General features: G+C 70.4%; 24 protein-coding genes. 5 read left to right on the forward strand and 19 right to left on the reverse strand.

What is annotated here, in order from left to right:
• Positions 1-27: 27 nt before the first annotated feature.
• The 4 genes from ACFQ7C_RS15730 to murC all read right to left on the reverse strand — a co-directional run bounded on the left by ACFQ7C_RS15730 (position 28) and on the right by murC (position 4,440).
• Positions 28-711 carry a YggS family pyridoxal phosphate-dependent enzyme gene (locus ACFQ7C_RS15730; RefSeq protein WP_378903142.1) on the reverse strand — a complete coding sequence of 228 codons (684 nt, stop codon included), beginning with the start codon at positions 709-711 and terminating at the stop codon, positions 28-30.
• Positions 712-1,863 carry a cell division protein FtsZ gene (gene ftsZ, locus ACFQ7C_RS15735; protein ID WP_378903145.1) on the reverse strand — a complete coding sequence of 384 codons (1,152 nt, stop codon included), beginning with the start codon at positions 1,861-1,863 and terminating at the stop codon, positions 712-714.
• A 176-nt stretch (positions 1,864-2,039) separates the two neighbouring features.
• On the reverse strand, positions 2,040-3,026 hold the full coding sequence (locus tag ACFQ7C_RS15740; RefSeq protein WP_378903148.1) for an FtsQ-type POTRA domain-containing protein: 987 nt from the start codon (positions 3,024-3,026) through the stop codon (positions 2,040-2,042).
• 7 nt (positions 3,027-3,033) lie between these two features.
• The gene (gene murC, locus ACFQ7C_RS15745) at positions 3,034-4,440 is read right to left on the reverse strand and encodes a UDP-N-acetylmuramate--L-alanine ligase (protein ID WP_378903151.1); all 1,407 of its coding nucleotides are present in this window, start codon (positions 4,438-4,440) and stop codon (positions 3,034-3,036) included.
• Positions 4,441-4,556: 116 nt separating this feature from the next.
• Here murC and ACFQ7C_RS15750 point away from each other — a divergent pair, with 116 nt between their 5' ends.
• Positions 4,557-4,955: a GntR family transcriptional regulator gene (locus tag ACFQ7C_RS15750; RefSeq protein WP_378903154.1), complete on the forward strand. Its 399-nt coding sequence runs from the start codon at positions 4,557-4,559 to the stop codon at positions 4,953-4,955.
• Here ACFQ7C_RS15750 and ACFQ7C_RS15755 read toward each other — a convergent pair whose 3' ends face one another.
• The 11 genes from ACFQ7C_RS15755 to ACFQ7C_RS15805 form a co-directional block, all read right to left on the reverse strand.
• Positions 4,956-5,402, reverse strand: coding sequence for a hypothetical protein (locus ACFQ7C_RS15755; RefSeq protein WP_378903157.1), 447 nt, complete (start codon positions 5,400-5,402; stop codon positions 4,956-4,958).
• A 29-nt stretch (positions 5,403-5,431) separates the two neighbouring features.
• Entirely contained in the window at positions 5,432-6,517 is a 1,086-nt protein-coding gene (locus ACFQ7C_RS15760) for a glycosyltransferase (protein ID WP_378903160.1), read from the reverse strand.
• A 36-nt stretch (positions 6,518-6,553) separates the two neighbouring features.
• Entirely contained in the window at positions 6,554-7,855 is a 1,302-nt protein-coding gene (ftsW, locus tag ACFQ7C_RS15765; protein ID WP_378903163.1) for a putative lipid II flippase FtsW, read from the reverse strand.
• Positions 7,779-9,359, reverse strand: coding sequence for a UDP-N-acetylmuramoyl-L-alanine--D-glutamate ligase (gene murD, locus ACFQ7C_RS15770; RefSeq protein WP_378903166.1), 1,581 nt, complete (start codon positions 9,357-9,359; stop codon positions 7,779-7,781). Before murD ends, ftsW begins: the two co-directional genes overlap by 77 nt.
• Positions 9,356-10,468 (reverse strand): phospho-N-acetylmuramoyl-pentapeptide-transferase, encoded by a 1,113-nt coding sequence (gene mraY / locus ACFQ7C_RS15775; RefSeq protein ID WP_378903169.1) that lies wholly within the window; start codon positions 10,466-10,468, stop codon positions 9,356-9,358. The genes murD and mraY overlap by 4 nt, the downstream gene beginning before the upstream one ends.
• Positions 10,465-11,880: a UDP-N-acetylmuramoyl-tripeptide--D-alanyl-D-alanine ligase gene (murF, locus tag ACFQ7C_RS15780; RefSeq protein WP_378903172.1), complete on the reverse strand. Its 1,416-nt coding sequence runs from the start codon at positions 11,878-11,880 to the stop codon at positions 10,465-10,467. Before murF ends, mraY begins: the two co-directional genes overlap by 4 nt.
• Positions 11,881-11,906: 26 nt before the next feature.
• On the reverse strand, positions 11,907-13,694 hold the full coding sequence (locus ACFQ7C_RS15785; protein WP_378903175.1) for a peptidoglycan D,D-transpeptidase FtsI family protein: 1,788 nt from the start codon (positions 13,692-13,694) through the stop codon (positions 11,907-11,909).
• Positions 13,695-13,762: 68 nt separating this feature from the next.
• A complete protein-coding gene (locus ACFQ7C_RS15790; protein WP_378903178.1) occupies positions 13,763-14,356 on the reverse strand; it encodes a hypothetical protein in 594 nt (197 codons plus the stop codon).
• Positions 14,353-15,306, reverse strand: a complete 954-nt coding sequence (gene rsmH / locus ACFQ7C_RS15795) for a 16S rRNA (cytosine(1402)-N(4))-methyltransferase RsmH (RefSeq protein ID WP_378903181.1) — start codon at positions 15,304-15,306, stop codon at positions 14,353-14,355. Before rsmH ends, ACFQ7C_RS15790 begins: the two co-directional genes overlap by 4 nt.
• Before the next feature lie 105 nt (positions 15,307-15,411).
• Positions 15,412-15,843 carry a division/cell wall cluster transcriptional repressor MraZ gene (gene mraZ / locus ACFQ7C_RS15800; protein WP_056367092.1) on the reverse strand — a complete coding sequence of 144 codons (432 nt, stop codon included), beginning with the start codon at positions 15,841-15,843 and terminating at the stop codon, positions 15,412-15,414.
• A gap of 196 nt (positions 15,844-16,039) precedes the next feature.
• On the reverse strand, positions 16,040-16,405 hold the full coding sequence (locus ACFQ7C_RS15805; protein ID WP_378903184.1) for a DUF3040 domain-containing protein: 366 nt from the start codon (positions 16,403-16,405) through the stop codon (positions 16,040-16,042).
• 63 nt (positions 16,406-16,468) lie between these two features.
• Here ACFQ7C_RS15805 and ACFQ7C_RS15810 point away from each other — a divergent pair, with 63 nt between their 5' ends.
• Entirely contained in the window at positions 16,469-17,563 is a 1,095-nt protein-coding gene (locus ACFQ7C_RS15810) for a polyprenyl synthetase family protein (RefSeq protein WP_378903187.1), read from the forward strand.
• A gap of 43 nt (positions 17,564-17,606) precedes the next feature.
• Here the strand turns inward: ACFQ7C_RS15810 and ACFQ7C_RS15815 are convergent, their stop codons facing one another.
• Positions 17,607-17,957: an Rv2175c family DNA-binding protein gene (locus ACFQ7C_RS15815; protein ID WP_378903190.1), complete on the reverse strand. Its 351-nt coding sequence runs from the start codon at positions 17,955-17,957 to the stop codon at positions 17,607-17,609.
• A 143-nt stretch (positions 17,958-18,100) separates the two neighbouring features.
• Between ACFQ7C_RS15815 and ACFQ7C_RS15820 the strand changes: the two genes are divergently transcribed.
• Both ACFQ7C_RS15820 and pknB read left to right on the forward strand, forming a co-directional pair.
• Positions 18,101-19,336 (forward strand): LysM peptidoglycan-binding domain-containing protein, encoded by a 1,236-nt coding sequence (locus ACFQ7C_RS15820; RefSeq protein ID WP_378903193.1) that lies wholly within the window; start codon positions 18,101-18,103, stop codon positions 19,334-19,336.
• Positions 19,337-19,405: 69 nt separating this feature from the next.
• Positions 19,406-21,361 carry a Stk1 family PASTA domain-containing Ser/Thr kinase gene (pknB, locus tag ACFQ7C_RS15825; RefSeq protein ID WP_378903201.1) on the forward strand — a complete coding sequence of 652 codons (1,956 nt, stop codon included), beginning with the start codon at positions 19,406-19,408 and terminating at the stop codon, positions 21,359-21,361.
• 69 nt (positions 21,362-21,430) lie between these two features.
• Here pknB and ACFQ7C_RS15830 read toward each other — a convergent pair whose 3' ends face one another.
• The 3 genes from ACFQ7C_RS15830 to ACFQ7C_RS15840 form a co-directional block, all read right to left on the reverse strand.
• On the reverse strand, positions 21,431-22,768 hold the full coding sequence (locus tag ACFQ7C_RS15830; RefSeq protein ID WP_378903204.1) for a class II 3-deoxy-7-phosphoheptulonate synthase: 1,338 nt from the start codon (positions 22,766-22,768) through the stop codon (positions 21,431-21,433).
• Between the two features lie 62 nt (positions 22,769-22,830).
• Positions 22,831-23,520, reverse strand: a complete 690-nt coding sequence (locus ACFQ7C_RS15835) for a lysophospholipid acyltransferase family protein (RefSeq protein WP_378903207.1) — start codon at positions 23,518-23,520, stop codon at positions 22,831-22,833.
• A 4-nt stretch (positions 23,521-23,524) separates the two neighbouring features.
• The gene (locus tag ACFQ7C_RS15840) at positions 23,525-24,460 is read right to left on the reverse strand and encodes an ROK family glucokinase (RefSeq protein ID WP_378903267.1); all 936 of its coding nucleotides are present in this window, start codon (positions 24,458-24,460) and stop codon (positions 23,525-23,527) included.
• 152 nt (positions 24,461-24,612) lie between these two features.
• On the opposite strand from ACFQ7C_RS15840, the gene ACFQ7C_RS15845 reads away from it, so the two are divergent.
• The gene (locus ACFQ7C_RS15845) at positions 24,613-26,439 is read left to right on the forward strand and encodes an AMP-dependent synthetase/ligase (RefSeq protein ID WP_378903210.1); all 1,827 of its coding nucleotides are present in this window, start codon (positions 24,613-24,615) and stop codon (positions 26,437-26,439) included.
• Positions 26,440-26,488: the final 49 nt, after the last annotated feature.

Here is a 26,488-nt window from a genome sequence, read left to right on the forward strand (position 1 = left end):
CCTCCGTAGTGCTCATCTGTTCCGAGGCTAACCGCGTTCGGGTCTGGGTCCGGTGATTGCCGAACCGATGCGTAGGTGTGTCGCGCCGGCGGCGATCGCCTCCGCGAAGTCCGCCGTCATGCCCGCCGAGATCCAGCCGGCATCGGTGACGACCGAGCGCACCACCGCCGAGAGCCCCTGCAGGCGCTCGAACGCCGGGGCCGGCGGCGCGTCCAGCGGTGCCACCGCCATCACTCCGCGCACGCGGAGCGAGGGCAGCGCCGCGGTGTGGGCGGCGAGGGCCTCGAGCTCGTCGGGCTCGACGCCGCCGCGACCCGGGTCGTCGGTGAGGTTCACCTGCAGCAGCACGTCGAGCACCGGCTCGCCGGCCTCGGCGGCGGCGTGCAGCGCGTCGGCGAGGCGCGTGCGGTCGAGCGAGTGGACGACGGATGCTGCCGCCCGGATCGCCCGCGCCTTGTTGGTCTGCGCCTGCCCGATGAAGTGCCAGCGCAGGCCGGCGAGGTCTCCGACCTCGCCGGCCTTGCGGCTGAATTCCTGCTGACGGTTCTCCCCCACGTCGCGCACGCCCAGCCCGTACAGCTCCTCGACGAGCGAGGCGGGGTGGAACTTCGTCACGACGATGCGGGTGAGCCCTGAGGGATCGCGGCCGGCCGCGCGCGCAGCATCCGCGATCCGCTCATCGATCGCCGCGAGACGGTCGGCGAGGCCCACTTACTTGAGGAAGTCGGGGATGTCGAGGTCGTCGTCGCTGAAGGCGGTGTCGTACGACGACTCGGTCACCGCGCCGACCGCCACCGGCACGGCGGGGGTCTCGACGATGTCGCGGTCCTTCGCAGCCTCGTCGGCGGAGGTCACCGGCAGCGCGGGCGTCGACACGATGCGGGCGGCCGTGATGGGCTCGATGCGCGCCTGGGGCTCGCCGCCGTCGAAGCCCGCCGCGATGACGGTGACGCGCACCTCGTCGCCCAGCGTGTCGTCGATGACGGTTCCGAAGATGATGTTCGCCTCGGGGTGCGCGGCCTCCTTGACGAGCTGCGCCGCGTCGTTGATCTCGAAGATGCCGAGGTTCGAACCGCCCTGGATGGACAGCAGCACGCCGTGCGCGCCCTCGATCGAGGCCTCGAGCAGGGGCGATTCGACGGCGAGCTCGGCGGCCTTGATGGCGCGATCCGCCCCCCGTGCCGAGCCGATGCCCATGAGGGCCGATCCCGCTCCCTGCATGACCGACTTGACGTCGGCGAAGTCGAGGTTGATGAGACCGGGGGTCGTGATCAGGTCGGTGATGCCCTGCACACCGGCGAGGAGGACCTGGTCCGCCGTGGCGAAGGCCTCGATCATCGAGATGCCGCGGTCGCTGATCTCGAGGAGGCGGTCGTTCGGCACCACGATGAGGGTGTCGACCTCTTCCTTCAGGCGTGCGACGCCCGACTCGGCCTGCTGCTGGCGCCGGCGACCCTCGAACGAGAAGGGCTTCGTCACGACACCGATCGTGAGTGCTCCTATCGACTTCGCGATCTTCGCGACGACCGGAGCGCCGCCGGTGCCGGTGCCGCCGCCTTCGCCCGCGGTGACGAAGACCATGTCGGCGCCGCGCAGCGCCTCTTCGATCTCCTCCGCGTGGTCCTCGGCGGCGCGGCGGCCCACCTCGGGGTCGGCACCCGCGCCGAGCCCTCGGGTCAGCTCACGCCCCACGTCGAGCTTGACGTCGGCGTCGCTCATGAGCAGCGCCTGGGCGTCGGTGTTGATGGCGATGAACTCGACGCCCCGCAGGCCGAGCTCGATCATGCGGTTGACCGCGTTCACTCCGCCGCCGCCGACGCCGACCACCTTGATGACGGCGAGGTAGTTCTGGTTCTGGCTCATGCCGGCCTCCGTAGCCCTGGACCTGTCTAAACCTTCAACCTCTAGTAGAGGTATAAAGAATTGCCCGGTATGCAATTCCTTTGTCACGAAAGTAGGCGGATGCCGCGCGCGCGCTCGGACCGAGACGGCGTGTCGCGGCATCCGGTACCCGAAGTCGCCGGAGCGACGCCGATTCGTCAGCGGACGACGACGGCGTCCGGTGACGAGACGTCGTACGAGAACACGTCGGCGGGAGGCCGTGCGGCCATGATCTTCTGGAGCGCGAAGGCCTTGTCGGCCGATTCCTCCGCACTCCCCCACACCACCTGCGTGTTCGTGCCGCCGAGCTCGAGCGTCACGTCGTCCGGAGTCGACGCCGTGACCCCCGTCACCTGCGCGCGGATCTCGTCCGGAAGCGATCGCATGACCTGGCCGGCCGCGACGAACGCGTCCGAGTCGACGCCGCCGGTGATCGTGAGCACCGGGGTGCCGGGGCTCGGGGTCGCCGTCGTGGACAGCGCGACCCCCGCAGCGTCGACGAGCGTGTAGCCGGCGCGGCCCTCGATCAGCCCGATCGGCGTGCGCTCGACGATGCGCACCACGAGCTCGTGCGGCGGGCGCGCCTCGAGCGCATAGGTCTCGATCAGGGGGAAGGCGACGAGCTCGGCCTTGATCGCGCTCTCGTCGACGAGCGGCAGCGGGGTGCCGAGCTGCCCCGACAGGGCGCCTGCGACGTCGGCCTCGGCGAGCTGCTGCGCGCCCACGACGGTGATCTTCTCCACCCCGAACAGCGGACTGTACGCGGCGCCGAGGGTGCCGAGGGCGAGAATGAGCACGGATGCTGCCGCCCCGAGCCACACCGCGCGCCGGCGTCGCTGGCGCACGGTGAAGCGGCGGATCTCGGCGCGCAGCGCCTTGCGCCGGGCACGGGCGGCCTTCCAGACCTCGCGGAAGCCCACCTGCGCAGCATCCGTTCCCTCGTCCGCCGTATCGGCGTCGGCAGGCGGCTTCGCGTCGGGCAGCGGGGACGGCGACGCCAGCGGGATGACCGGGGCGGTGGGGTTCTCGTCGGGCTCCGGCTCTGCAACCCGGCGCTCCGGCGCCGGCTCGGGCTCCGGCGCGGCCGGCTGCGCCGTGCCGCGCGAGGCGACCGGCGACTGCGGCAACGGCGACGGGCGGCGCATGCGGCCCCTACGCCTCCGCGCCTTCGCGTCCGAGCGCCTCGAGCACCTGCGGGATGATGAGGTACACGTTGCCGCACCCGAGCGTGATGACGTAGTCGCCGTCGCGCGCGACCGACGCCGTGTAGTCGGCGGCCTCCTGCCAGTCGGGCACATAGTGCACGTGCGACGGATCGGCGAACGCGCCGCTGACCAGCTCGCCGGTCACGCCGGGCACGGGGTCCTCCCGGGCGCCGTAGACGTCGAGCATGACGGTGTGGTCGGCGTAGGACTCGAGGACCTCCGCGAACTCGCGGTACATCTCCTGCGTGCGCGAGTACGTGTGCGGCTGCTGGATCGCGATGAGGCGTCCGTCGCCGACGACGGTGCGCGCGGCCGCGAGCGCCGCTGCCACCTCCGTCGGGTGGTGGGCGTAGTCGTCGAAGACGCTGACGCCGCGCTCGACTCCGTGCAGCTCGAATCGACGGACCGTGCCCGCGAAGCCCTCGACCGCGCGAACGGCGGGCTCGAGGGCGTGGCCGAGTGTGAGCAGCACGGCGATCGCGCCGGCGGCGTTGATCGCGTTGTGGGCGCCGGGCACCGGCAGCGCCGCCTCGACGGTGACGCCGTCGTAGGTGATGCGGAACGACACCGGGCCGTCGGTCACGATGTCGCTCACGCGCACCGTGGCGTCCTCGGCCTCGCCGAAGGTCACGACGTGGGGGTGGGTCAGCCGGGCCGCGACGAGCTGTGCGCCCGCGTCGTCGGATGAGATGACGACCGCCTCGCGGGCCTCGTTCGCGAACCGGGCGAACGCCGCGTAGAACGCATCACGCGTGCCCCAGTGGTCCAGGTGGTCGGGGTCGACGTTCGTGATGAGCGCGATGGACGTGTCGTAGAGGAGGAACGTGCCGTCCGACTCGTCGGCTTCGATGACGAACAGCTCGTCCGATCCGCTCCCGCTCGACACGCCCAGCTGGGCGATGACGCCGCCGTTCACGAAGGTCGGCTCGACGCCGAGGTCGCGCAGCGCCGTGACGATCATTCCGGTCGACGTGGTCTTGCCGTGCGCCCCGGCGACCGAGACGAGCCGACGCCCGCCGATCAGCCAGTACAGCGCCTGCGAGCGGTGGATGACGTGCAGGCCGCGCTCCTTGGCGAGCACGAACTCGGGGTTCTCGGGCCAGATCGCACCGGTGTGCACGACGGTGTCGACGTCGTCATCGAGGTTCGCGGCGTCGTGTCCGACGTGTACCGTCGCGCCGAGCTCGGCGAGCTCGCGCAGCGCTTTGCTGTCGACGCGGTCGGAGCCCGAGACGCGGACGCCGCGCTCCAGATACATGCGGGCGAGCCCCGACATGCCGGATCCGCCGATTCCGATGAAGTGGGCGGCGGTGATGTCGTCGGGAATGGGAAGAGTGAGATCGGGTCTGATCATGACCGGTCAAGTCTAAGTTGGGTCACGGATGCTGCGCCCCCGGCGCGCTGGCCGCGTCGGGCGCGGCGACCGGATTTGTGTTGACACATTGATACAGGCGGCGACACAATCGGATCATGTCCGGAGAGTTCGAGATGTCGTCCGCCGTCATCGACCCCTCCTCCCCTGTCCCGCCGTTCGAGCAGCTGCGCACGGGCCTGGTCGACGCCGTCGGCTCGGGCGAGCTGGCCGCGGGGGCACGGCTGCCCACGGTGCGCCGCCTCGCCGAAGACCTGGGCATCGCGCCCGGCACGGTCGCCCGCGCGTACCGCGAGCTCGAGGCATCCGGCATCATCGAGACGCGCGGCCGCAACGGCACGTTCGTCTCCTTCGACGCCGACCCCGCGCGTCAGCAGCTGCAGCGCGCGGCCGCGGCGTTCGCCGCGCAGGTGCGCGACCTCCACCTCGACGCCGAAGAAGCGCTCGCCGTCGTCACCGCGGCGCTGCGCAGCCCCGGCGTCCCTGCGGGCGCCTGATCACAGGCGGGTGCTGGTGCACTCGCCGAGCTGCGTCATCGACAGCGCATCGGGGCAGTCGTTGAGCCACCATCCCTCGCCGTACGCATCTCGGGTCATGTCGGTGTAGATCTCCCAGCCGCCGCCGGGCAGAACACGGTAGTACTCCGTCACCGGATCGCCCTCGACGGTCGGCCGGGTCACGGCCAGCTCCGCCCCGGCCGATGTCGCCTCCTCGAGGCACGCGATGTCGGCTGTCGGGATCTCCTCGCCCTGCGTGAGCTCGACCGTGCCGCACGACGGCAGCTGCTCGCGCTCGAGGAAGGACGCCGGCGTCGGTCCGCCTTTCGGCGCACCCGGACCCACGACGCAGCCGGCCAGCGCGACCACGCCCGCGCCGGTCAGGAGGACCGCAACAGCCCGCATCGTCGCACGCACCATCGGCCTCCGCTCGCCCATCGCCGTCATCCCGGAGTGTCGGCGTGCGTCCGATCGTCTCAGGCGCCGAGCGCCTCGTCGATCATCGCCACGACGTTCTCGGTTCCGGTGCGGGTGCCGACGGATGCTGCCGCCGCCGCCATCGCCGTGCGACGGGTCTCATCGGCCAGGAGCGGCACGACCTGCGAGCGCACGCGGTCTCCTGTGAACTCGTCATCCGGAATCAGGATCGCCGCTCCGGCGCGGACGGCGGAGGCGGCGTTGAGCGCCTGCTCGCCGTTGCCGACGGCGTACGGGACGTAGGCCGTCGGGATGCCCAGCGCGCTGATCTCGCTCACGGTCGCGGCGCCGGAGCGCGACACGATGAAGTCGGCCAGCGCGAACGCGAGGTCCATGCGGTCGACGTAGCGACGGACGGCATAACCGGGCGCAGCGGGGTCGGCAAGCTCGGAGCGCTCGCCGGTCACGTGCAGCAGCTGCCACCCCGCGTCGAGCACGTCGCGCCAGCCCTCGCCGTGTCCCTCGCCGAAGGCGGCGTTGAGTCGCGCAGCGCCGAGGGATCCGCCGAACACGAGCAGAACCGGCTTCGCGGGGTCGAGCCCGAAGTACCCGGCGGCCTCGTCGCGGAGCGCGTCGCGGTCGAGCGTCACGATCTCGCGGCGAAGCGGCATCCCCACGACTCTCGAGCGCTTGAGCGGCGTCCCCTCGAACGCGACTCCGACGCCGGCGGCCCGGCGGGCCCCGAGCACGTTCGCGAGTCCCGGGCGGGCGTTCGCCTCGTGCACGACGAACGGCACGCGCTCACGGCGCGCCGCGACGTAGGCCGGGGCCGACGCGTACCCGCCGAAGCCGACAACGACGTCAACGCCGCGCTGCGCGATGTGCGCGCGCACCTGCGAGATCGCGCGCGGGAAGCGCGCCGGGAACGCGGCTGCCGCCTTGTTCGGGCGGCGCGGGAACGGCACCTTGTCGACGAACAGCAGCTCGTAGCCGCGCTCGGGCACGAGCCGCGCCTCGAGCCCTTCACGGGTGCCGAGGACGAGCACCTCGGCCTCGGGGTCGCGCGCGCGCAACGCGTCGGCGACAGCCAGGAGCGGGTTGACGTGGCCGGCGGTGCCGCCGCCGGCGAGGAGGTACGTCGTCACTCCCCGAGCCTACCCGGGCCCCCGCGCGTGCCGGTCTCAGCGGACGGCGTGCAGCTTCGCGCGCTCGCGCGCGGCGCGCGCCTCGGCGATGCGCGCCTCGCGTCGGGCGACGGACGCCGGCAGCGAGCGGGCGAACGCGAGCAGCACGCCAGAGGCCACGAGCACCGAAAGCAGCGACGTGCCGCCCTGCGACATGAACGGCAGCGGAACGCCGAGCACCGGGAACACCCGCAGCACGACGCCGATGTTGATGAGCGCCTGGCCGACGATCCACACCGTGATGCCACCCGCGGCGATCCGCACGAACGGGTCGTCGGTCTTGCGGATCACGTGGAACGCGCCGACCGCGAAGAGGGCGAACAGGGTGAGCACGACCGCGCAGCCGATGAGACCCAGCTCCTCCCCGACGATCGCGAAGATGTAGTCGTTCGCGGCGGCGGGCAGCCAGTCGTACTTCTCGCGCGAGTTGCCGAGGCCCAGTCCGAAGATCCCGCCGCTCGCGAGTCCCCAGATGCCGTGCAGGGGCTGGTAGCAGTCGTTGAAGTAGTCGTCGAGGCAGTTCGGGTTGAGGAAGCTCATGAACCGCCGCATGCGGTCGGGGCTGGTCACGAAGTAGAACGAGACGAAGCCGACGGCCGCCACGAGGGGCAGGATGAAGACACGGAGCTTCACCCCGGAGAAGAAGAGCGCCCCGAGGACGACGAGCACGAGGATCATCGCCGTTCCGAGGTCCCTGCCCGCGATCACCGTCGCGATGGCGAGCCCGGCCACCGGCACGAGCGGGATGTACACGTGGCGCCAGTCGGCGAGGAGCGTGCGCTTGCGGAAGAGGACGAATGCGACCCAGATCGCCAGCGCGAGCTTGAGGAACTCCGACGGCTGCGCCTGCACGCCGGCGATGTTGATCCAGTTGCGGTTTCCGTCCATGTCGATGCCGAGTGGCGTGAACACGAGCAGCTGGAAGGCGATGGCCGCGACCAGCGCCGGCCAGGCGACCCGCTTCCAGAAGGTCAGCGGCAGTCGGCTGGCGATGAACATCAGCGGGATGCCGATCGCGGCGAACGCGACCTGCTTGATGACGTCCTCCCACGGCGCCACGCCGCGAGCGGTCGCGATCGCGGACGTCGCCGAGAGGACCATGACGAGCCCGAAGACGGTCAGGAGCAGGGCCGTCGAGGCGATGAGGAGGAACTCGCTCGGCACCGGCGCGAAGATGCGACCCAGCGACACCCTCGCGGCGAGGCCGCGGCGGGCGCTCTTGTCAGGCGATGTCTTCGGGGTCCGCTGCGTCGGGGCGGTGCGCGTCGGCCGGGTCCGCGGCGGCTGCGTCGTGGTCACCCGGGTCCCCCGTTCCGATCCGTTCCCTCACCGCGGCGGCGAATCTGCGACCGCGGTCCGCATACGACGCGAACTGGTCGAAGGATGCGGCAGCGGGAGCGAGGAGAACCACGTCCCCGTCACGCGCCACCCCTGCCGCCAGTTCGACGACCTGCGCCATGACCTCTTCAGTCTCATCGGCGTCGACCTCGAACACGGGCACTGCGGGCGCGTGTCGCTCGAACGCGGCCACGACCGCCGTGCGGTCGAGGCCGATGACGATCGCTGCCTTCGCACCGGCACCGCGGCCGGCGACGAGGCCGGCGATGTCGACGCCCTTGAGCAGTCCCCCGACGACCCAGACGGCCCCCGGGTAGGCCGCGAGCGACGACGCCGCGGCGTGAGGGTTGGTCGCCTTGGAGTCGTCGACCCAGGTGACGCCCTCGTGTCGCGCGACGACCTCGATGCGATGCGGGTCGAGGCGGAAGCCGCGCAGCGCGTCGCGGATCGCGGCGGGTGCGACATCCATCGATCGCGCGAGCGCCGCCGCGGCCAGGATGTTCGCGACGATCTGGGGCGCCGCGAGCCCGAGCGAGGCGAGCTCCTCGACCGTGGTCAGCTCCAGCGCGCTCTTGTGCCGGTCCTCGAGGAAGGCGCGGTCGACGACGATGCCCTCGACCACGCCGAGGTCGCTCGGTCCCGGCACGCCGAGGTCGAAGCCGATGGCGCGGGCGCCTTCGACGACCTCGGCGTCTTCGACCATCGCCTGGGTGGCGGCATCCGCCTTGTTGTACACGCACGCGACGCGCGTGTTGTCGTACACGTGCGCCTTGGCGGCGCGGTACTCCTCGAACGAGCCGTGCCACTCGAGGTGGTCGTCGGCGAGGTTGAGGCAGACGGCCGCGTGCGGCGACACGGGGTCGGACGTGTCCTGCAGCCCGAGGTACCAGAGCTGGTGGCTCGACAGCTCGACCACGAGCGCGTCGAACCCGGAGGGGTCGCGCACGGCGTCCAGCACGGGGGTGCCGATGTTGCCGACCGGCGCCGCGCGCAGCCCGCCCGCGACGAGCATCGTGGCCGCCAGCCGCGTGGTCGTGGTCTTGCCGTTGGTGCCGGTGATGAGGATCCAGTCGGCGGGGGTGCCGTCCGCCCGCACCACCTTGTCGCGCACGCGCCATGCGAGCTCGACGTCGCCCCACAGTGCGATGTCGTTCTGCCGCGCCCACGAGATGAGCGGATGCTGCGGCGCGAAGCCCGGCGACGCCACGACGACCTCGGGCGCGAAGTCGGCGAGCTCGGATGGAACCGACGACAGCGGTCCGGTCCAGAGGCGCGCGCCGATGACGGGCAGCAGGCGCTCGTACTCCTCGTCGGCGTTCTCGGTCACGACGAGCACATCGGCGCCGAGCTCGGCGAGCGTGTCGGCGACGGAGAAGCCGGTGACCGACAGGCCGAGCACGGCGACCCGCAGGCCCTTCCAGTCGGCGTTCCAGCTGGTGAGGGCGGAGAGGCGCTGCGAGGTCATGTGCGGGAGAGCCATTCGACGTAGAAGAATCCGACGCCCGACACCGCGAGGAGACCGGCGATGATCCACATGCGCACGACGATCGTGACCTCCGACCAGCCCCGCAGCTCGAGATGGTGGTGGAACGGGCTCATGAGGAACAGGCGCTTGCCGCGCGTGATCTTGAAGTAGAGGCGCTGCAGGATCACGGAGCCGGGGCCGATGATGAAGACGCCGGCGACGAGGACGGCGAGCAGCTCGGTGCGGGTGAGGATCGCCATCGCCGCGATGACGCCGCCGATGGCCATCGATCCCACGTCGCCCATGAAGACCTTGGCCTTGGGGGCGTTCCACCACAGGAACCCGACGAGTGCACCGACGAAGGACGCCGAGATGATCGCGAGGTCGAACGGGTCGCGCGTCGGATAGCACGCGGCCTTCGCCGCCGCCGAGAGGGCGTCGCCGCCCCAGCACGCCTGATTGAACTGCCAGAACGCGATGAGGCTGTAGGCGCCGACGACGAAGATCGCCGCGCCGGCGGCCATGCCGTCGAGACCGTCGGTCACATTCGTGCTGTTGGAGAACGCGACGCCGATGAACGTCACCCACGCGAGGTAGAGGATCCAGCCGACGACGAGGCCGAGGGTCATGAAGCCCAAGGCGGGCACATCCCTGAAGACGGAGATGTACGGCGAGGCCGGCGTCTGGTCGAACTGGTTCGGGAAGTTCAGCGCGACGATGCCGAACGGCACGGTGACCGCGACCTGCCCCGCGACCTTGCGCCACCCGCTCAGGCCCATGAACTTCTGCTGGCGCACCTTCATGTAGTCGTCGATGAAGCCGACGGCGCCGAGGCCCACCATCATCCAGATCACGAGCAGGCCCGACACGGTGGGCGGGTTGTTGCCGACGTAGCAGCCGACGAGGTAGCCCACGATCGTGCCGACGATGAAGATCGTGCCGCCCATCGTGGGCGTGCCGCGCTTCGTCTGGTGGTTGGGGTTGCGGATGTCTTCCGGCGTGCGGATCACCTGGCCCCAGCCCCACTTGCGGAAGAGCCGCAGGAACACGGGGGTGAGGAAAAGGGTGAAAGCCAGCGAGATCGCCGCCGCAGTAAGGAGTGATCTCACGAGAACGATTCTCCCAGACGATCGCCGAGGAACCGGAGCCCTGCGGAGTTGGACGACTTCACCAGCACGCGGTCGCCGTCGCGCAGTTCGCCCTGGAGGTAGTCGAACGCCTCGTCGGCGGTCGAGAAGAAGACGGCCTCGTTGTCCCACGAGCCCTGCGCGACGGCCTCGAGGTACATGCGGCGCGCCGCGTCGCCCACGATCACGATCCGCTGGATGCCGAGTCTCACCGCGAGCAGCCCGACACGGTCGTGCTCCTCCTCGGCGTACTCGCCGAGCTCGCTCATCGCGCCGAGCACCGCGACGGTGCGCTCGTCGGGCCCGGTGATCTGCGCGAGGGTGCGCAGGGCCGCCGCCATCGAGTCGGGGCTGGCGTTGTAGGCGTCGTTGATGATGCGCACGCGCTCCGACCCGAGCGGCTGCATGCGCCAGCGCTCGGCGATCTCGACGGTCTCGAGGCGCGAGACCGCGTCCGCGAGCGAGACCCCGAGGGTCGTCGCAGCGGCGATCGCGGCCAGCGCGTTCATGACGTGGTGCTCGCCCAGCACGCGGAGTCGCAGCGGCAGCGAGACACCGTCGGCGGTCACGGTGAACGAGGTTCCGGATGCCGTGACCACGACGTCGTCGGCACGCACATCGGTGGCGGCGGGGCCGCGGCCGAACCAGCGCACGCTCGCGCCCTGCTCGGCGGCGATCGGCGCCATGGCGGCGACGCGGGCGTCGTCGGCGTTCAGGACGGCCACGCCCCCTGCGCCCAGCGCGCGGACGAGCTCGGACTTGGCGTGGAAGGTCGCCTCGATGCCGCCGAAGCCGCCGGCGTGCGCCATTCCGACCATGAGCACAACCCCGACGTCAGGGTCGACGAGGCCTGCGAGGCGGGCGATCTCGCCGGGCGCGCTCGCGCCGAACTCGCTTACCAGGTAGGTGGTCGAGTCGGTGACGCGCAGCATCGTCAGCGGCGCTCCGACCTCGTTGTTGAACGACGCCTTCGGCGAGACGGTCTCGCCCTCGCCCTCGAGGATCCGGGCGAGCAGGTTCTTGGTCGTCGTCTTGCCGTTGGACCCGGTGATGCCGACGACGCGCAGGTCACCGGCATCCTTCACCCGCGTGACGACCTCGCGTGCGAGGGCGGCGATCGCCTCGACGACGTCGGGCACGACGATCTGGGACACGGATGCTGCCACCCGCCGCTCGACGAGGGCGAGGGCTGCGCCCCTCTCGACGGCGGCGTCGACGAACAGGTGGCCGTCGGTCTCCTCGCCGGGCTTGGCGACGAACACGCCGCCGGGCTCGATGAGGCGGGAGTCGGTGTCGACGGCCCCCGACACGACGGTGTCGAGGGTGTCGCCGTCTTCGAGGTGCACGTCGCCCGAAACGGCATGGGCGATCTGGGCGATGTTGAGCGCGATCATGTGGGGAACTCCGGAAGCTCGGGACACTACCCGAACTTGGGCAGCAGCTCCGGCGACGTCGTCGAGGGCATGACGCGGTAGGTCTTCAGAACCTGGGTCATGGCCTTCTGGAACGCGGTCGCGTTGGCCGCAGACGATGTTACCTTCGTCGGCTCGTCGAGGGTGACGACGACCACGTACTCGGGGTCGTCTGCGGGGGCGAAGCCGACCATCGTCGTGTAGTAGACACCGGCCTTGTAGCCGCCGTTGACGGTGTCGACCTTCTCACCCGTGCCCGTCTTGCCGCCGAGGCGGTAGCCCGGGATCGCGACCGTCTTGGCGTAGGGCGCCTGCAGGAACACGTTCTCGAGCATCTCGCGCATCTGCGCCGACGTGGTCTCGCTGATCACCCGCTCCGGCTCGTCGAGCTCCGGGGTCACGACCGTGCCGTCGGCCTCGGTGCACGACTCGATGATCTGCAGCGGCATCTTCACGCCGCCGTTGACGATGGCGCCGTAGGCGCGGGCGAGCTCGGGCATGGTCGTGGTGACGCCCTGGCCGAACGAGGTGTTGAGGGTCGTCTGGGCGCCCCACTGGTCGGCCGGGTAGACCAGGCCCGTCTGCTCCGCCGGATAGCCCGAGTTCGTGCCCTGGCCGATACCGAACCGCTGGAAGTAGTCGTACCGTGTCTGCTTGTCGACCTTCTGGCTGAACTTCGAGATGCCGGCGTTCGACGAGTCGATGAGCACACCCGTGAGCGTGTAGGTGAAGGCCGGGTGCTGGAACGAGTCGCGCACGCGCGCGCCGCCGTCGAAGTTCTCGAGTCCCGACGCGACGACCGTGGAGTCCGGCGTCTGCCCGCCGGCATCGATCACCGTGGCGGCGGTGAGGCCCTTGAACGTCGAGCCGGGCTCGAACCAGTCGGTGAAGATGCTGCTGGTGCGATCCTCGACCTCGGCGGCGGCGTAGTCGTTGGGGTCGACCGTCGGGAATTCGGCTGCCGCGCGCACCTTGCCGGTCTTGACCTCGTACACGAGGATCGCCCCGCGCTGCGCGGCCATGGTCTGGGTCTGCTCGGCGATGAGCTGCTGCATGTACCACTGCAGATCGCGGTCGACGGTCAGCTGCAGGGTGCCGCCGTCCGTCGCGGGCGTCTCCTTCTCGGTACCCGGGATGACGACGCCGTCCTTGCCCTGCTCGTACGTCCGCTCGCCGTTCGACGCGGCGAGGCAGTCGTTCTGCGACGCCTCGAGGCTTTCGAGCGGGGTTCCGTCCGAACCGACGAAGCCGATGAGGTTGCCGGCCACGGCTCCGTCCGGGTAGGTCCGCGCGGGGTGGGAGACGCAGGCGATGTACGGCGTCTTGAGGTCTGCGAGTGCTCGGAACTGCTCGGTGGACACGCCCTTCTTGAGCACGGCGTACTGCGAGTCCGGGTCATCCGCGAGAGCCGTGCCGACGATCGCCCGCACCTCCTCCGGCGTCTGTCCGGTGATCTCGGCGACGTCGTTCGACACATCCGCCCACAGGGGTCTTTCGGACTTGCCCTCGAGCACCTCGGCGTCGATCTCGGTGATCAGCTTCGGCGACAGCTGGCAGTCGTAGCGGAGGATGCTGCCCGCCAGCGTCTCCCCGTTGGCGTCGACGATCGCGCCGCGGGTGCCGTAGAGCGTCTGCCCGCCGGCGAAGGCGACGTCGAGCGAGTCCTTGATGTGGTCATCGGCGTTCACGACCTGGATGTCGACGAGGCGGACGATGAACCCCGCCAGCACCGCGAGGACGACCGCGAGGGCCACGACGGTTCGGCGGCGGGGACTTCTCGTGCTTCGTGTCGTCATCTGCGTCTCGTGCTCTGCGCCTCGGGCAGTGGGGCGTCTCGATCGGTTCTCGGCTCGGTGTCGTCGATTCAGTGTGTGCTGGGGGTGGGCAGTCCGTCGGTGAGCGGCGGCGGAGTGTTGCCGACTCCGTCGTGCGTCTCCGCGACCTCGACGGGCCGTCCATCGATGGTCGCGTCGGGCACGGTGACCAGCGGTGTGTCGGTGATGAGCGCATTGGGCACCGACCCGCGGCCGATCGCGTCGACCGACGACGTGCCCATCGCCACCTCGGACGGACCGAGGATCGCACCGTCGCTCAGGCGCAGGTAGCTGGGCGCCTCGTTGATGACCATGCCGAGCGCGGCCGCGTTCGCGGCGAGGTACTGCGGCGAGCTGAGTCCCGCGACGTCGTCGTACAGGATCTGCTTCTCGTAGGTGAGGTCGCGCTGCTGCTTCGTCAGGGCGGCGATCTCGTACGTGCCCTGCGTCGTCATGATCGACAGCGACATCTGCGCCGCGGCGATGAGGAACGCCCCCATGACCGCCACGACGCCGTAGAAGAGCTTCGGCCGGCGCCGGCGCGCGGGCGCGTCGACGACGCGCAGACGGCGGCGCGCAGCATCCGATCTGTCCGGAGCCGCGGCGCCCGTCAGCCGGGTCGCGGCGTTCGCGATGGTGCTCATTCGTCTGCCCTCACTCGCTCGGCCGCTCGGAGGCGCACCGGCGTCGCGCGCGGGTTGACCGCGCGCTCCTCATCGGTGGCGAGCTCGGCTCCTTTGACGAGCAGTCGGAACTTGGGGGCGTGCTCGGGCAGCTCGACCGGCAGCCCCTTCGGCGCGGTCGATGCCGAGGCGTCCGCGAGGGCGCGCTTCACCAGCCGGTCTTCGAGCGACTGGTACGAGAGCACGACGATGCGGCCGCCGACCGGAAGGATGCCGAGCGCCGACGGCACCGCCCGATCGAGAACCGACAGTTCGCGGTTGACCTCGATCCGCAGCGCCTGGAATACGCGCTTCGCGGGGTGGCCGGTGCGCTGGGCCGCCGCGGGCGTCGCCGTCTGCAGGATCTCGACGAGCCGGCCGGAGCGCTCGATCGGCGCCTCGGCGCGGGCGGCGATGATCGCACGGGCGTAGCGTCCCGCGAGCTTCTCCTCGCCGTAGCGCTCGAAGATGCGCCGCAGGTCGCCCTCGCCGTACGTCGCGAGGATGTCGGCGGCCGTGGTGCCCGCCGACTGGTCCATCCGCATGTCGAGCGGTGCGTCCTGCGCGTACGCGAAGCCGCGGTCCGCGACGTCGAGCTGCAGCGACGAGACCCCGAGATCGAACAGGATGCCGTCCGCCGCGGCGAATCCGCTCGAGGTGACCGCCTCCGCGATCCCGTCGTAGACGGTGTGCACGAGGTGCACACGATCGCCGAACGGCGCGAGGCGCTCCCCCGCGATGCGCAGGGCGTCGGTGTCGCGGTCGAGACCGACGAGGTTCAGCGTGGGAAAGCGCTGGAGGAACGCCTCGGAGTGCCCGCCCATGCCGAGGGTGGCGTCGACGAAGACGGCGCCGTCCCGCTCGAGGGCCGGCGCGAGCAGCTCGATGCAGCGCTCGAGCATGACGGGAGTGTGGATGTCGCGCAGGTTCATGATCGTCTCCGGTCCTGGTCCCCAAGCCCTGATCCCCATCCGCTCCGACCTGGCACCGGGGAAGTGGCGTCAGGGCACGAGCAGCTGGGAGTCACGGCCGAGGGCTCAGAACAGGCCCGGAATCACCTCCTGCTCCAGCTCGGCGTAGCTCTCTTCGTTGGCCTCGGCGTAGGTGTTCCACGCCGTGGCGTCCCAGATCTCGGCATGAGCGCCCACGCCGGTGACGACGAGGTCGCGCTCCAGGCCGGCGTATGCGCGCAGCGGAGGGGGGATCGTGATGCGGTTCTGGCTGTCGGGCTTCTCGGCGCTCGCGCCCGAGAGGAACATGCGCAGGAAGTCGCGCGCCTGCTTGTTCGCGAGCGGCGCCTCGCGGATGCGGTCGTGCACCCGCTCGAACTCCTTCTCGCTGAACACGTACAGGCAGCGGTCCTGTCCGCGCGTCACGACGACACCCCCACCAAGGTCGTCGCGGAACTTCGCCGGGAGGATGACGCGCCCTTTGTCATCGAGCTTGGGTGTGTGCGTGCCCAAAAGCATCGGTACATCACACCCCCTTCGTCCGGCCCCCCGGGTTGTGCGCCACTTTACTCCACTCTCCTCCACTTCGCTACCGATTCGTGATCCGACGCTCCCCGGCGCCCCTCGTCAGAGGCGGTATGGGGGCGCGCGGGCAACAAAAAAGCACCGACCCGGAGGTCGGTGCTTCTCGTGCTGGTTCAGGCGGTGAGGACGCTCAGCGCTCCCCCTGCCGCTTGTCCCAGCGATCGTTCATGCGATCCATGAACGAAGAGCTGCTCTGCGGTTTGGCGGGCCGGTCGGGTTCGACGCGCATCCTGCCGGGACCTCGGCCCGGCGTGACGGCGAGGAGGACCCCACCCAGCATCACGACGAAGCCGATGACGCCGACGACGATCAGCTGCTGTGAGACCCCGACGATGAGACCGCCGAGCCCGAGCAGCACGAGGATCGTGCCGTAGACGATGTTGCGATAGCTCAGAGTGCGTCCGTCGCGGGGCGCGCTCACGACATCCGCGTCGTTGCGCATGAGATGGCGTTCCATCTCGTCCAGCAGGCGCTGCTCCTGTTCGGAGAGTGGCATGCTTCCCCCTCTGTACTTCGGTGGCTCGATTGTACGCGTGCCGTTCCTCACTAGGCTAGGCCCGTGTCCGCCCCCGTTGAGCCGATCGAAGCCATTTCCCAGCGAGTGGACATGTTCATCTCGGGTCAACGCGAGAGCGTGGCCGAGGCCGGCGCCGAAGCAGCCCGATTCGTGTCGGCTGCGGCCGACGCCGTGACGGGCGGAAAGCGCCTGCGCGGGCGGTTCTGCATCTCGGGGTGGAGGGCAGTGGAGGAGGCCGTGGCGCCCGCAGGCGACGCCCCCGGTCCCGTGATCGCCGCCGCCGCCGCCCTCGAGGTGTTCCACGCCGCCGCCCTCGTGCACGACGACCTCATCGACAACTCCGACACGCGCCGGGGCCGCCCTTCGGCCCATCGCGCACTCGAAGCCGGCCACCGCGGTGCCGGATGGCTGGGCGACGCCGACGCGTTCGGCCGCTCGGCGGCGATCCTCCTGGGCGACCTCCTGGTGGCGTGGAGTGACGACCTCCTCGAAGAGGGTCTCGCCGAGACGTCGCCCGACCGCGCCGCCGCGGCCCGCAGCCGGTTCGCCCTGATGCGGCGCGAGGTCACGCTCGGCCAGTTCCTCGACGTCGCCGAGGAGTCGGCGTTCGCGAGCGAGCCCGACGACCGGCATGCGGAGCGGGCGCTGCGCGTGGCGTCCTTCAAATCCGCGCGCTACAGCGTGCAGCAGCCGCTCGCGATCGGCGCGGCGCTCGCAGGAGCCGATGCCGCACAGGCGGCGGCGCTGGCCGCGTTCGGCCACCCGCTCGGCATGGCGTTCCAGCTGCGTGACGACGTGCTGGGCGTCTTCGGCGACGAAGCCGCCACGGGCAAGCCGTCCGGCGATGATCTGCGCGAGGGCAAGCGCACCGTTCTCATCGCGTACGCGCGCGAGGCGCTCGCGCCCCCCGCGCGTCGCCTCGTCGACGAACTCGTCGGGGATCCCGATCTCGACGCCGACCAAGTGGCGTCACTCCAGCGGACGATCGTGGATACGGGCGCACTCGACCGCGTCGAGAGGCTCATCGCCGACTACGCGCGCGAAGCAGACCGCGCTCTGTCGGGCGCGCGTCTGGGAAACGCCGCCGTCGGCCAGCTGCGCGATCTCGCGCGGGCCGCGACCGTCCGCTCGACCTGACCGTCGCCGCGTCGCGCAGCGCAGGGTCGAACGGCACCGGCGATCAGGCCAGGGTGCGGGCGACCCGGCGCACCTCGCTCTTGCGGCCGGCCAGGAGCGCCTCGATGGGCGCGACCCCGATCGTGTCTTCGGGGGTCAGCAGCCAGTCGATCGCCTCGTCGTCCGAGAAGCCGGCGTCGTGCAGCACGAACACGGTGCCCCGCAGGGACGACAGCGGATGCCCGTCGACCACGAAGACGGACGGCACCTTGAGCACGCCGTCGCGCTTGGACCCGACGAGGTAGTACTCGTCCAGGAGGCGACGAACACGACCGAGCGGTTCGCCGAGCACCTCCACGAGGTCGGGCAGGGTGAGCCAGTCGGTCTCGAAGCGCGGAGCGGCGTCAGAGGTCACGAAAGCAACTATCTCAGATCGGATCCGGCTCGCGTCCACCGCACTCTGGCCACACCAGTCACAAGAGCATCACCTGATAACACCTGTTGACACCAATAAACATCCGTGACACGGTTCTCGGAGTCGACTGAGGGGGGAAACTCGTGCGACAGGTAAAGAGCACCACCCATCGCGCGGATCGCGGCGCCGCTTCGTCACGGGCACTCATCACGGGTGTGCCGGTGGCGGTGGCAGGGTCGATCGCCCTGTCGCTGTCGGCGGTCCCCGCGCATGCGACGACGGATGCTGCCGCCCGGCCGGCCGAGCCGCGCATCCGCGCCGCGGCGCCCGTGGTGCCTGCCGCCGACGTGCCGCACGCCCGCGTCGTCGCCGCGGCGCGTGTCACCGCCCAGCAGGCCCCCGCGAGCTACACCGTGCAGCGCGGCGACACCGTGAGCCGCATCGCGGCGCGGTACGGGCTGCGCACCAACGACGTGCTGGCGCTCAACGGGCTCCGCTGGTCCTCGACCATCTACCCGGGGCAGGTCCTCAAGCTCAGCGCAGCGGCGACCCCGGCTCCCGCCGCGCCGGCTCCGACGACTTCTTCCGGCACCTACACGGTCCAGCGCGGCGACACGGTGAGCGCGATCGCCAGGCGCCACGGCACGACGACGAACGCGGTGCTCTCGGCCAACGGTCTGGGCTGGTCGTCGATCATCTACCCCGGCCAGACCCTCAAGATCGCGGGCGCGGCCGGCCCCGCGGCATCCGTTCCCGCACCCGCTCCCGCACCCGCACCGGCTCCGGCGCCCGCGCCCAACGCGTCGGCAGCTGGCACGCACACGATCGCCGCAGGCGACACGATCAGCGCGATCGCGAAGCGATACGGCGTCACGACGAACGCCGTGCTCTCGGCCAACGGCCTCGGGTGGTCGTCGATCATCTACCCCGGGCAGACCATAAAGATCCCGGGGTCCGCGCCGTCGGTCCCGGGGCTGACCGCCGAACAGGTCGGCAACGCCCAGCTCATCGTGCGCATCGGGCGCGAGCTCGGGGTGCCGGATCGCGGCATCGCCATCGCGCTCGGCACGGCGATGCAGGAGTCGTCGCTGCGGAACGTCACGTGGGGCGATCGAGACTCGCTCGGTCTCTTCCAGCAGCGCCCGAGCTACGGATGGGGCACTCCCGCGGAGGTGCAGGACGCCGCGCGCGCGACCCGCGCGTTCTTCGGCGGCGCCGGCGACCCTAACGGCTCGCGGACGCGCGGACTGCTCGACATCCGCGGCTGGGAGAGCCTGACCTTCGCCCAGGCGGCGCAGGCCGTGCAGATCTCCGCCTACCCCGACGCGTACGCGAAGTGGGAGGCATCCGCCCACTCGTGGCTCGCGGCGCTCGGCTGACGTCACAATGCGGTCTCGCGGGGTGAGCCGCTCCGCCGGCTCGCAGGCGCGGATCCGTAGACTCTCAGGGTGAGCACGAGTCAGCAGACGGACCCGCTGATCGGCCGTCTCGTCGACGGCCGATACCGGGTGCGTGCTCGCATCGCCCGCGGCGGCATGGCCACCGTGTACGTCGCGACCGATCTGCGCCTCGAGCGGCGGGTCGCACTCAAGGTCATGCACTCGCACCTGAGCGACGACACCGTCTTCCAGAGCAGGTTCATCCAGGAGGCCCGTGCGGCCGCCCGCCTCGCCGATCCGAACGTGGTCAACGTGTTCGATCAGGGCCAGGACGGCGACATGGCGTACCTGGTCATGGAGTACCTGCCGGGCATCACGCTGCGTGAACTCCTGCGGGAGCAGCGCCGGCTCACGGTGCCGCAGGCGGTGTCGATCCTCGACGCCGTGCTGTCGGGCCTCGCCGCGGCGCACCGGGCCGGCATCGTGCACCGCGACGTCAAGCCCGAGAACGTGCTGCTGGCCGAAGACGGCCGCATCAAGATCGGCGACTTCGGCCTCGCGCGGGCCACGACCGCGAACACCGCGTCGGGCGCCCAGCTGCTCGGCACGATCGCGTACCTTGCGCCCGAGCTCGTCACGCGCGGCACCGCCGATGCGCGCAGCGACATCTACGCCATCGGCATCATGCTGTACGAGATGCTCACCGGTGAGCAGCCCTACAAGGGCGAGCAGCCGATGCAGATCGCGTTCCAGCATGCGACCGACTCGGTGCCTCGGCCGAGCGTGAAGAATCCGGGTGTTCCCGAGCCGCTGGACGAGCTGGTGCTGTGGGCGACCGAGAAGTCGCCCGACGAGCGGCCGGTCGACGCACGCGAGATGCTGCAGCGACTGCGCGACATCGAGCGCGAACTCGGCATCTCCCCCGTCGTCGCCCGCACCGGCCCCATCGGCATCGTCCGCGACGAGGTCACGGCGACCGGCGAGCTCACCGCTGTGCTGCCCAGCACGGCGACCGGACCCGTCGCGACGATGGCCGAGGTCGACAACGCCGGCCGGCTCCGCCGCGCCACGCAGCGGCGGCGCTCCCGCGGTGCGTGGCTCGTCGTGCTCGTTCTCGTGCTCGCGGCGCTCGCAGGCGGACTCGGCTGGTGGTTCGGCTCGGGTCCCGGGTCGATGGTCCCCGTCGCCGACGTCACGGGCATGACGTTCGAGGAGGCGTCGGCACGCCTGCAGCAGGATTCGCTCGTCGCCGTGCAGCAGGGCGAGAACAGCCTCGAGGTCGCAGCCGGTCTTGTCATCCGCAGTGATCCCGACGGCGGCACGCGCGTCGACCAGGGCGCCGAGGTGAACGTGTTCGTCTCGCTCGGTCCGGCGGCAGCCGACTTCCCCTCGTTCAGCGGGATGCCGGAGGCCGACGCGCGCTCCGCGCTCGGCGCCCAGTTCGTCAACGTCCCCGACGAGAGCGCCACATTCTTCACCGATGCCGCGGCCGGCACCGTGATCGGCGTGTTCGTGCGTCCCGTCGGCGCCGCGGAGGACGGCTCGCAGGACGTCGCCTGCATCGACGGCTGCTCCGTGCACCAGGGCGACACCGCGCGACTTCAGGTGTCACTCGGCCCGATCCCCGACGTCTCCGGCGAGAGCGAGGGCAAGGCCCGGAGCACGCTCGAGGGCCTGAACCTCGTCGTCGCCGACCCGAGCTCGTACGAGCCGAGCGATTCGGTGGATGAGGGCCGCGTGATCCGCCTCATCGGCAAGGAGGACGGCAGCTGGCTCGCCCCCGGCGACACCGTGACGCTCGTCGTCTCGACGGGTCCCGAGCTGTTCGAGGTGCCCGACCTCGAGGGCATGACCCTCGCCCAGGCTCGGGATGCCGCGGCGAACGCCGGCTTCACGATCACCTACAACCCGCGCTGGGATGCCTTCCCCGATCTGTTCACCCAGGTCGAGGAGCAGAGTCCCGAGTCCGGCGAGATGCGCCGGAAGGGAACGCCGATCGAGCTGACGATCGGCGCCACTCTCTAGCAGAACAAGAAGATCCCGGATGCTGCGGGCCGCGGCATCCGGGATCTTCTGCGTGTCAGGCGCGCAAGGTCAGCGCTTCTCGAGCTCCTCGGCGACGAGGAAGGCGAGCTCGAGCGACTGCATGTGGTTCAGGCGCGGGTCGCACAGCGACTCGTAGCGCGTGGCGAGGGTGGCCTCGTCGATCTGCTCGGACCCGCCCAGGCACTCGGTGACGTCGTCGCCGGTGAGCTCGACGTGGATGCCTCCGGGGAACGTGCCGACCGAGCGGTGCGCCTCGAAGAAGCCGCGCACCTCGTCGACGACGTCGTCGAAGCGACGCGTCTTGTAGCCGGTTGGCGTGGTGATGCCGTTGCCGTGCATCGGGTCGGTGACCCACAGCGGGGTCGCACCCGAGTCCTTCACGGCTTCGAGCAGCGGCGGCAGCGCGTCGCGGATCTTGCCGGCACCCATGCGTGTGATGAAGGTGAGGCGGCCGGGCTCGCGGTTCGGGTCAAGCTTGTCGATCAGCGCGAGCGCCGTGTCGGGCGACGTGGTCGGGCCGAGCTTCACGCCGATGGGGTTGCGGATCTTCGAGAAGTAGTCGACATGCGCGCCGTCGAGCTCGCGCGTGCGCTCGCCGATCCACAGGAAGTGCGCCGACGTGTTGTACGGCGTGTTCGTGCGCGAGTCGATGCGCGTCATGGGCCGCTCGTAGTCCATGAGCAGGCCCTCGTGGCCGGTGTAGAACTCGACGCGCTTCAGCTCGTCGAAGTCGGCGCCGGCGGCCTCCATGAACTTGATGGCGCGGTCGATCTCGGTCGCGAGGCGCTCGTACTGCTGGTTCGCGGGGTTCTGCGCGAAGCCCTTGTTCCAGGAGTGCACCTCGCGGAGGTCGGCGAAGCCGCCCTGCGTGAACGCGCGGATGAGGTTGATGGTCGACGCGGCCGTGTGGTAGCCCTTGAGCAGCCGGTTCGGGTCCGCCTTGCGCGACGCCTCGGTGAAGTCGTAGCCGTTGACGATGTCGCCGCGGTAGGCCGGCAGCGTGACGTCGCCTCGCGTCTCGGTGTCGCTGGAGCGGGGCTTGGCGAACTGGCCCGCCATGCGGCCCATCTTCACGACGGGCATCGAGGCGCCGTAGGTGAGCACGACGGCCATCTGCAGCACCGTCTTGATGCGGTTGCGGATCTGCTCGGCGGTGGCGCCGGCGAACGTCTCGGCGCAGTCGCCGCCCTGGAGGAGGAACGCGTTGCCGGAGGCGGCCCGCGCGAGGCGGTCGCGGAGGTTGTCGACCTCGCCGGCGAAGACGAGCGGGGGCAGAGTCGCCAGCTCAGCGGATGCTGCCGCCACCGCGTCCTCGTCATACCACTGCGGCTGCTGCTTGATGGGCAGGGTCCGCCAGTGGTCGAGTGCGTCGAGGTGCTGGAGCATCCCACGATTCTAGCCGTGGCACGCGGGGCGCCGGCGCCGCGTGACGACCGCCCACCCGGCGTTCAGCGGGGCTTCGCCTTGAGCCGGTCCTTGACCGTGGACGCGTAGACGTCCTCGTACTCCTGCTCCCCCAGTCGCTGCAGCGCGACCATGATCTCGTCGGTGATCGAGCGGAGGATGTAGCGGTCGCCCTCCATGCCCTCGAAGCGCGAGAAGTCGAGGGGCTCGCCCACCACGATGCCGACCCGCACGATCCGCGGGATCGTGGTTCCGATCGGCATCATCGTGTCGGTGTCGACCATGACCACCGGCACGACGGGCACGTGCGCCTCCAGCGCCATGCGGGCGATCCCCGTGCGGCCGCGGTACAGCTTGCCGTCGGGGCTGCGCGTCCCCTCGGGGTAGATGCCCAGCAGATCGCCGCGCCCCAGCACCTGCAGGCCCGTGTTGAGGGATGCCTCGGACGCCTTGCCGCCGGACCGGTCGATGGGAAGCTGACCGGTGCCCTTGAAGAACATCCGGGTGGCCCAGCCCTTGAGGCCCTTGCCGGTGAAGTAGTCGCTCTTCGCGAGGAACGCCACCGGGCGGTCGAGCATGAGGGGCAGGAAGATCGAGTCGACGAATGACAGGTGGTTGCTCGCGAGGATCGCGGCGCCTTCGGCGGGGACGTTGCGGCGGCCGACGATCCACGGGCGCCAGATCGCCTTCACGATCGGCCCGATGACCACGTATTTCATCAGCCAGTAGAACATGGGGCTACGCCTCTGTCCCCGCCAAGTCGGCGGCGCCGATGAGCCCCGCGTCGTTGACGAGTCTCGCGATCTTGAAGCTCGCGATCGGACGGTCGCCGTAGCCGGGAAGCGACTTCTCGTAGGCCACGCGCATCGGCTCGAGGAGGGCGTCGCCGAGCTGGGCGACACCGCCGCCGATGACGAAGAGCTGGGGGTCGAGCACCGCCTGGAAGCCGCCGCACGCCTCACCGAGCGCGGTCGCCACGCGCCGCAGGGCCTCGGCCGCGCCCGGGTCTCCGGCGAGCACCAGCCGCGACACGGCCGGGCCGCTGATCTTGCCGTGCTCGGCGCGGTGAGCGGCCAGCGCGTCGCCGATGCCGCCGGCGTCGGCGATGTCGTTGGCCTCGCGCTGCAGCGCGCGACCGGAGGCGTACTGCTCGAGGCAGCCGCGCTGGCCGCAGCCGCAGAGGATGCCGTCGCGGATGAAGCGGATGTGCCCCAGCTCGGCGGCGACGCCGTGCCCGCCGCGGAAGAGCTCGCCGTCGAGCACGATCGCGCCCCCGACGCCGGTGCCCATGGTGAGCATGACCATGTGGTCGACGCCGCGCCCGGCGCCGAAGCGGAACTCGGCCCACCCGGCCGCGTTCGCGTCGTTCTCGATCGTGACCGGCAGGCCGATGCCCTCTTCGAGCGTCGCCTTCAGCGGTTCGTTGTGCCACGCGATGTTGGGCGCGTGGATGACGGTGGCGCGGTCTCGGTCGATGAATCCGGCGGCGGCGACACCCACGGCGGCGACGTCGTGCCCCGCGCGGAAGTAGCGTGCCATGTCGACGACCGCCTGGGCGAGCGCGACGGTGTCGGTGGGGGTGTCGACACGGAGCTGCTCGACGATGGCGCCGTCGGCGTCGACGACCCCGCCCGCGATCTTCGTTCCGCCGATGTCGATGCCGACCTTGAGCACGATCTCCCTCTCCGGCCGCCGCACGCGCGACAGCGCCTTGAAGTCTATCCAGGCGGCGCTGTCCACAACCCACGCCAAGTCGGAAGTGACACCTGATTAGACTCGGATGAGATCCACCCGAGATTCAGTCGTCCGGTACCGAAGGAGCTGCCGTGGTCCAATTCGAAGTCCCCGCGATCGTCCCCGCCGATCCGCAGGCCAACATCACCGACCTCCTGGTCGAGCGCGTCAAAGCGACGCCGAACCTCGCGCTGTTCGCGGTGCCCGAGGGAGAAGGATGGCGCGACATCACCGCCGCCGATTTCCAGAAGCAGGTCATCGCCCTGGCCAAGGGCTTCGTCGCGGGTGGCATCGAGCCCGGCGACAAGGTCGGCTTCATCGCACGCACCACCTACCAGTGGACGCTCGTCGACTTCGCGCTGTTCTATGCCGGCGCGATCATGGTCCCGATCTACGAGACCAGCTCGAGCGCGCAGATCGCCTGGAACCTCACCGACTCGGGCGCCGTCGCGGTCATCACCGAGCTGGCCGACCACAGCGCGCGCCTCGCCGAGGCCCGTTCCGAGCTTCCGCTGATCCGCTCCGCATGGGAGATGCACGGCGGCGACCTCGACAAGCTCACCGCCGAGGGCGCGAGCGTCTCGGACGACGAGATCGAGCGCCGTCGCAACATCGCGAACGGCGCCGACATCGCGACCCTCATCTACACCTCCGGCTCGACCGGACGCCCCAAGGGCTGCGTGCTGACGCACAGCAACTTCGTCGAGCTGACGCGCAACGCGTCGCGCTCCAACCAGGAGGTCTTCGAGACCCCCGGCGCCTCGACCCTGCTGTTCATCACCACCGCCCACGTCTTCGCGCGCTTCATCTCGATCCTCAACATCCAGGCGGGCGTGAAGACCGGTCACCAGCCCGACACCAAGCAGCTGCTGCCCGCCCTCGGGTCGTTCAAGCCCACGTTCCTCCTGGCCGTGCCGCGCGTGTTCGAGAAGGTCTACAACTCGGCCGAGCAGAAGGCCGAGGCGGGCGGCAAGGGCAAGATCTTCCGGGCCGCGGCGCACACGGCGATCGAGCACTCCCGCCTGCTGCAGGAGGGCAAGAAGATCCCGTTCGGCACGAAGATCAAGTTCGCGCTGTTCGACCGCCTGGTGTACTCGAAGCTGCGCACCGCGATGGGCGGACGCGTCGCCTACGCCGTGTCGGGCTCGGCGCCGCTCGGACCCCGGCTCGGTCACTTCTTCCACAGCCTCGGGGTGACGATCCTCGAAGGCTACGGCCTCACCGAGACGACCGCGCCCGCAACCGTCAACCAGGCGCGCAAGTCCAAGATCGGCACTGTGGGCCCGGTGATCCCGGGTGTCGGCATCCGGCTCGCCGAGGACGGCGAGGTCCAGGTGCGCGGCATCAACGTGTTCAAGGAGTACTGGCGCAATCCCGAGGCGACCGCCGCCACGTTCGACGGCGACTGGTTCAAGACGGGCGACATCGGCGCGTTCGACGACGAGGGCTTCCTCACGATCACCGGCCGCAAGAAGGAGATCATCGTGACCGCCGGCGGCAAGAACGTCGCGCCGGCCGCCCTCGAGGACCCGATCCGCGCCAATCCGATCGTCGGTCAGGTGGTCGTCGTGGGCGACCAGAAGCCGTTCATCGCAGCCCTGGTCACCCTCGACCCCGAGATGCTGCCGGCGTGGCTGTCGAACAACAGCCTGCCGGCCGACATGTCGCTGACCGACGCCGCGAAGAACGACGCGGTGCGCGCCGAGGTGCAGCGGGCGATCGACATCGCGAACAAGAACGTGTCGCGCGCCGAGTCGATCCGCAAGTTCACCATCCTCCCCACCGAGTGGACGGAGGGCAGCGGTCACCTCACGCCGAAGATGAGCATCAAGCGCAACGTGATCCTCGAGGACTTCGCCGGCGACATCGAAGAGATCTACTCCGTGCCCGTCAACACGACGAACGTCTCGCTCTCGTAGCGGACGACGGATGCCGCAAGCCCCGGGCCCGTTCAGGGTCCGGGGCTTC

The organism is Microbacterium sp. NPDC056569 (assembly GCF_042793475.1).
Taxonomy (GTDB): Bacteria; Actinomycetota; Actinomycetes; order Actinomycetales; family Microbacteriaceae; genus Microbacterium.

Bases quoted from the DNA above. Each gene is read 5' to 3' on its own strand.
- ACFQ7C_RS15790 (WP_378903178.1), bottom strand. From the start codon at position 14,356: ATGAGCACCATCGCGAACGCCGCGACCCGGCTGACGGGCGCCGCGGCT.
- ACFQ7C_RS15785 (WP_378903175.1), bottom strand. From the start codon at position 13,694: ATGACGACACGAAGCACGAGAAGTCCCCGCCGCCGAACCGTCGTGGCC.
- ACFQ7C_RS15755 (WP_378903157.1), bottom strand. From the start codon at position 5,402: ATGACGGCGATGGGCGAGCGGAGGCCGATGGTGCGTGCGACGATGCGG.
- ACFQ7C_RS15805 (WP_378903184.1), bottom strand. From the start codon at position 16,405: ATGCCACTCTCCGAACAGGAGCAGCGCCTGCTGGACGAGATGGAACGC.
- ACFQ7C_RS15830 (WP_378903204.1), bottom strand. From the start codon at position 22,768: ATGCTCCAGCACCTCGACGCACTCGACCACTGGCGGACCCTGCCCATC.
- ACFQ7C_RS15835 (WP_378903207.1), bottom strand. From the start codon at position 23,520: ATGTTCTACTGGCTGATGAAATACGTGGTCATCGGGCCGATCGTGAAG.
- mraZ (WP_056367092.1), bottom strand. From the start codon at position 15,843: ATGCTTTTGGGCACGCACACACCCAAGCTCGATGACAAAGGGCGCGTC.
- ACFQ7C_RS15740 (WP_378903148.1), bottom strand. From the start codon at position 3,026: ATGCGCCGCCCGTCGCCGTTGCCGCAGTCGCCGGTCGCCTCGCGCGGC.
- murF (WP_378903172.1), bottom strand. From the start codon at position 11,880: ATGATCGCGCTCAACATCGCCCAGATCGCCCATGCCGTTTCGGGCGAC.
- ACFQ7C_RS15750 (WP_378903154.1), top strand. From the start codon at position 4,557: ATGTCCGGAGAGTTCGAGATGTCGTCCGCCGTCATCGACCCCTCCTCC.
- ftsZ (WP_378903145.1), bottom strand. From the start codon at position 1,863: ATGAGCCAGAACCAGAACTACCTCGCCGTCATCAAGGTGGTCGGCGTC.
- murC (WP_378903151.1), bottom strand. From the start codon at position 4,440: ATGATCAGACCCGATCTCACTCTTCCCATTCCCGACGACATCACCGCC.
- rsmH (WP_378903181.1), bottom strand. From the start codon at position 15,306: ATGAACCTGCGCGACATCCACACTCCCGTCATGCTCGAGCGCTGCATC.
- murD (WP_378903166.1), bottom strand. From the start codon at position 9,359: ATGACCTCGCAGCGCCTCTCCGCCCTCACCAGCTGGAACGCCGACTGG.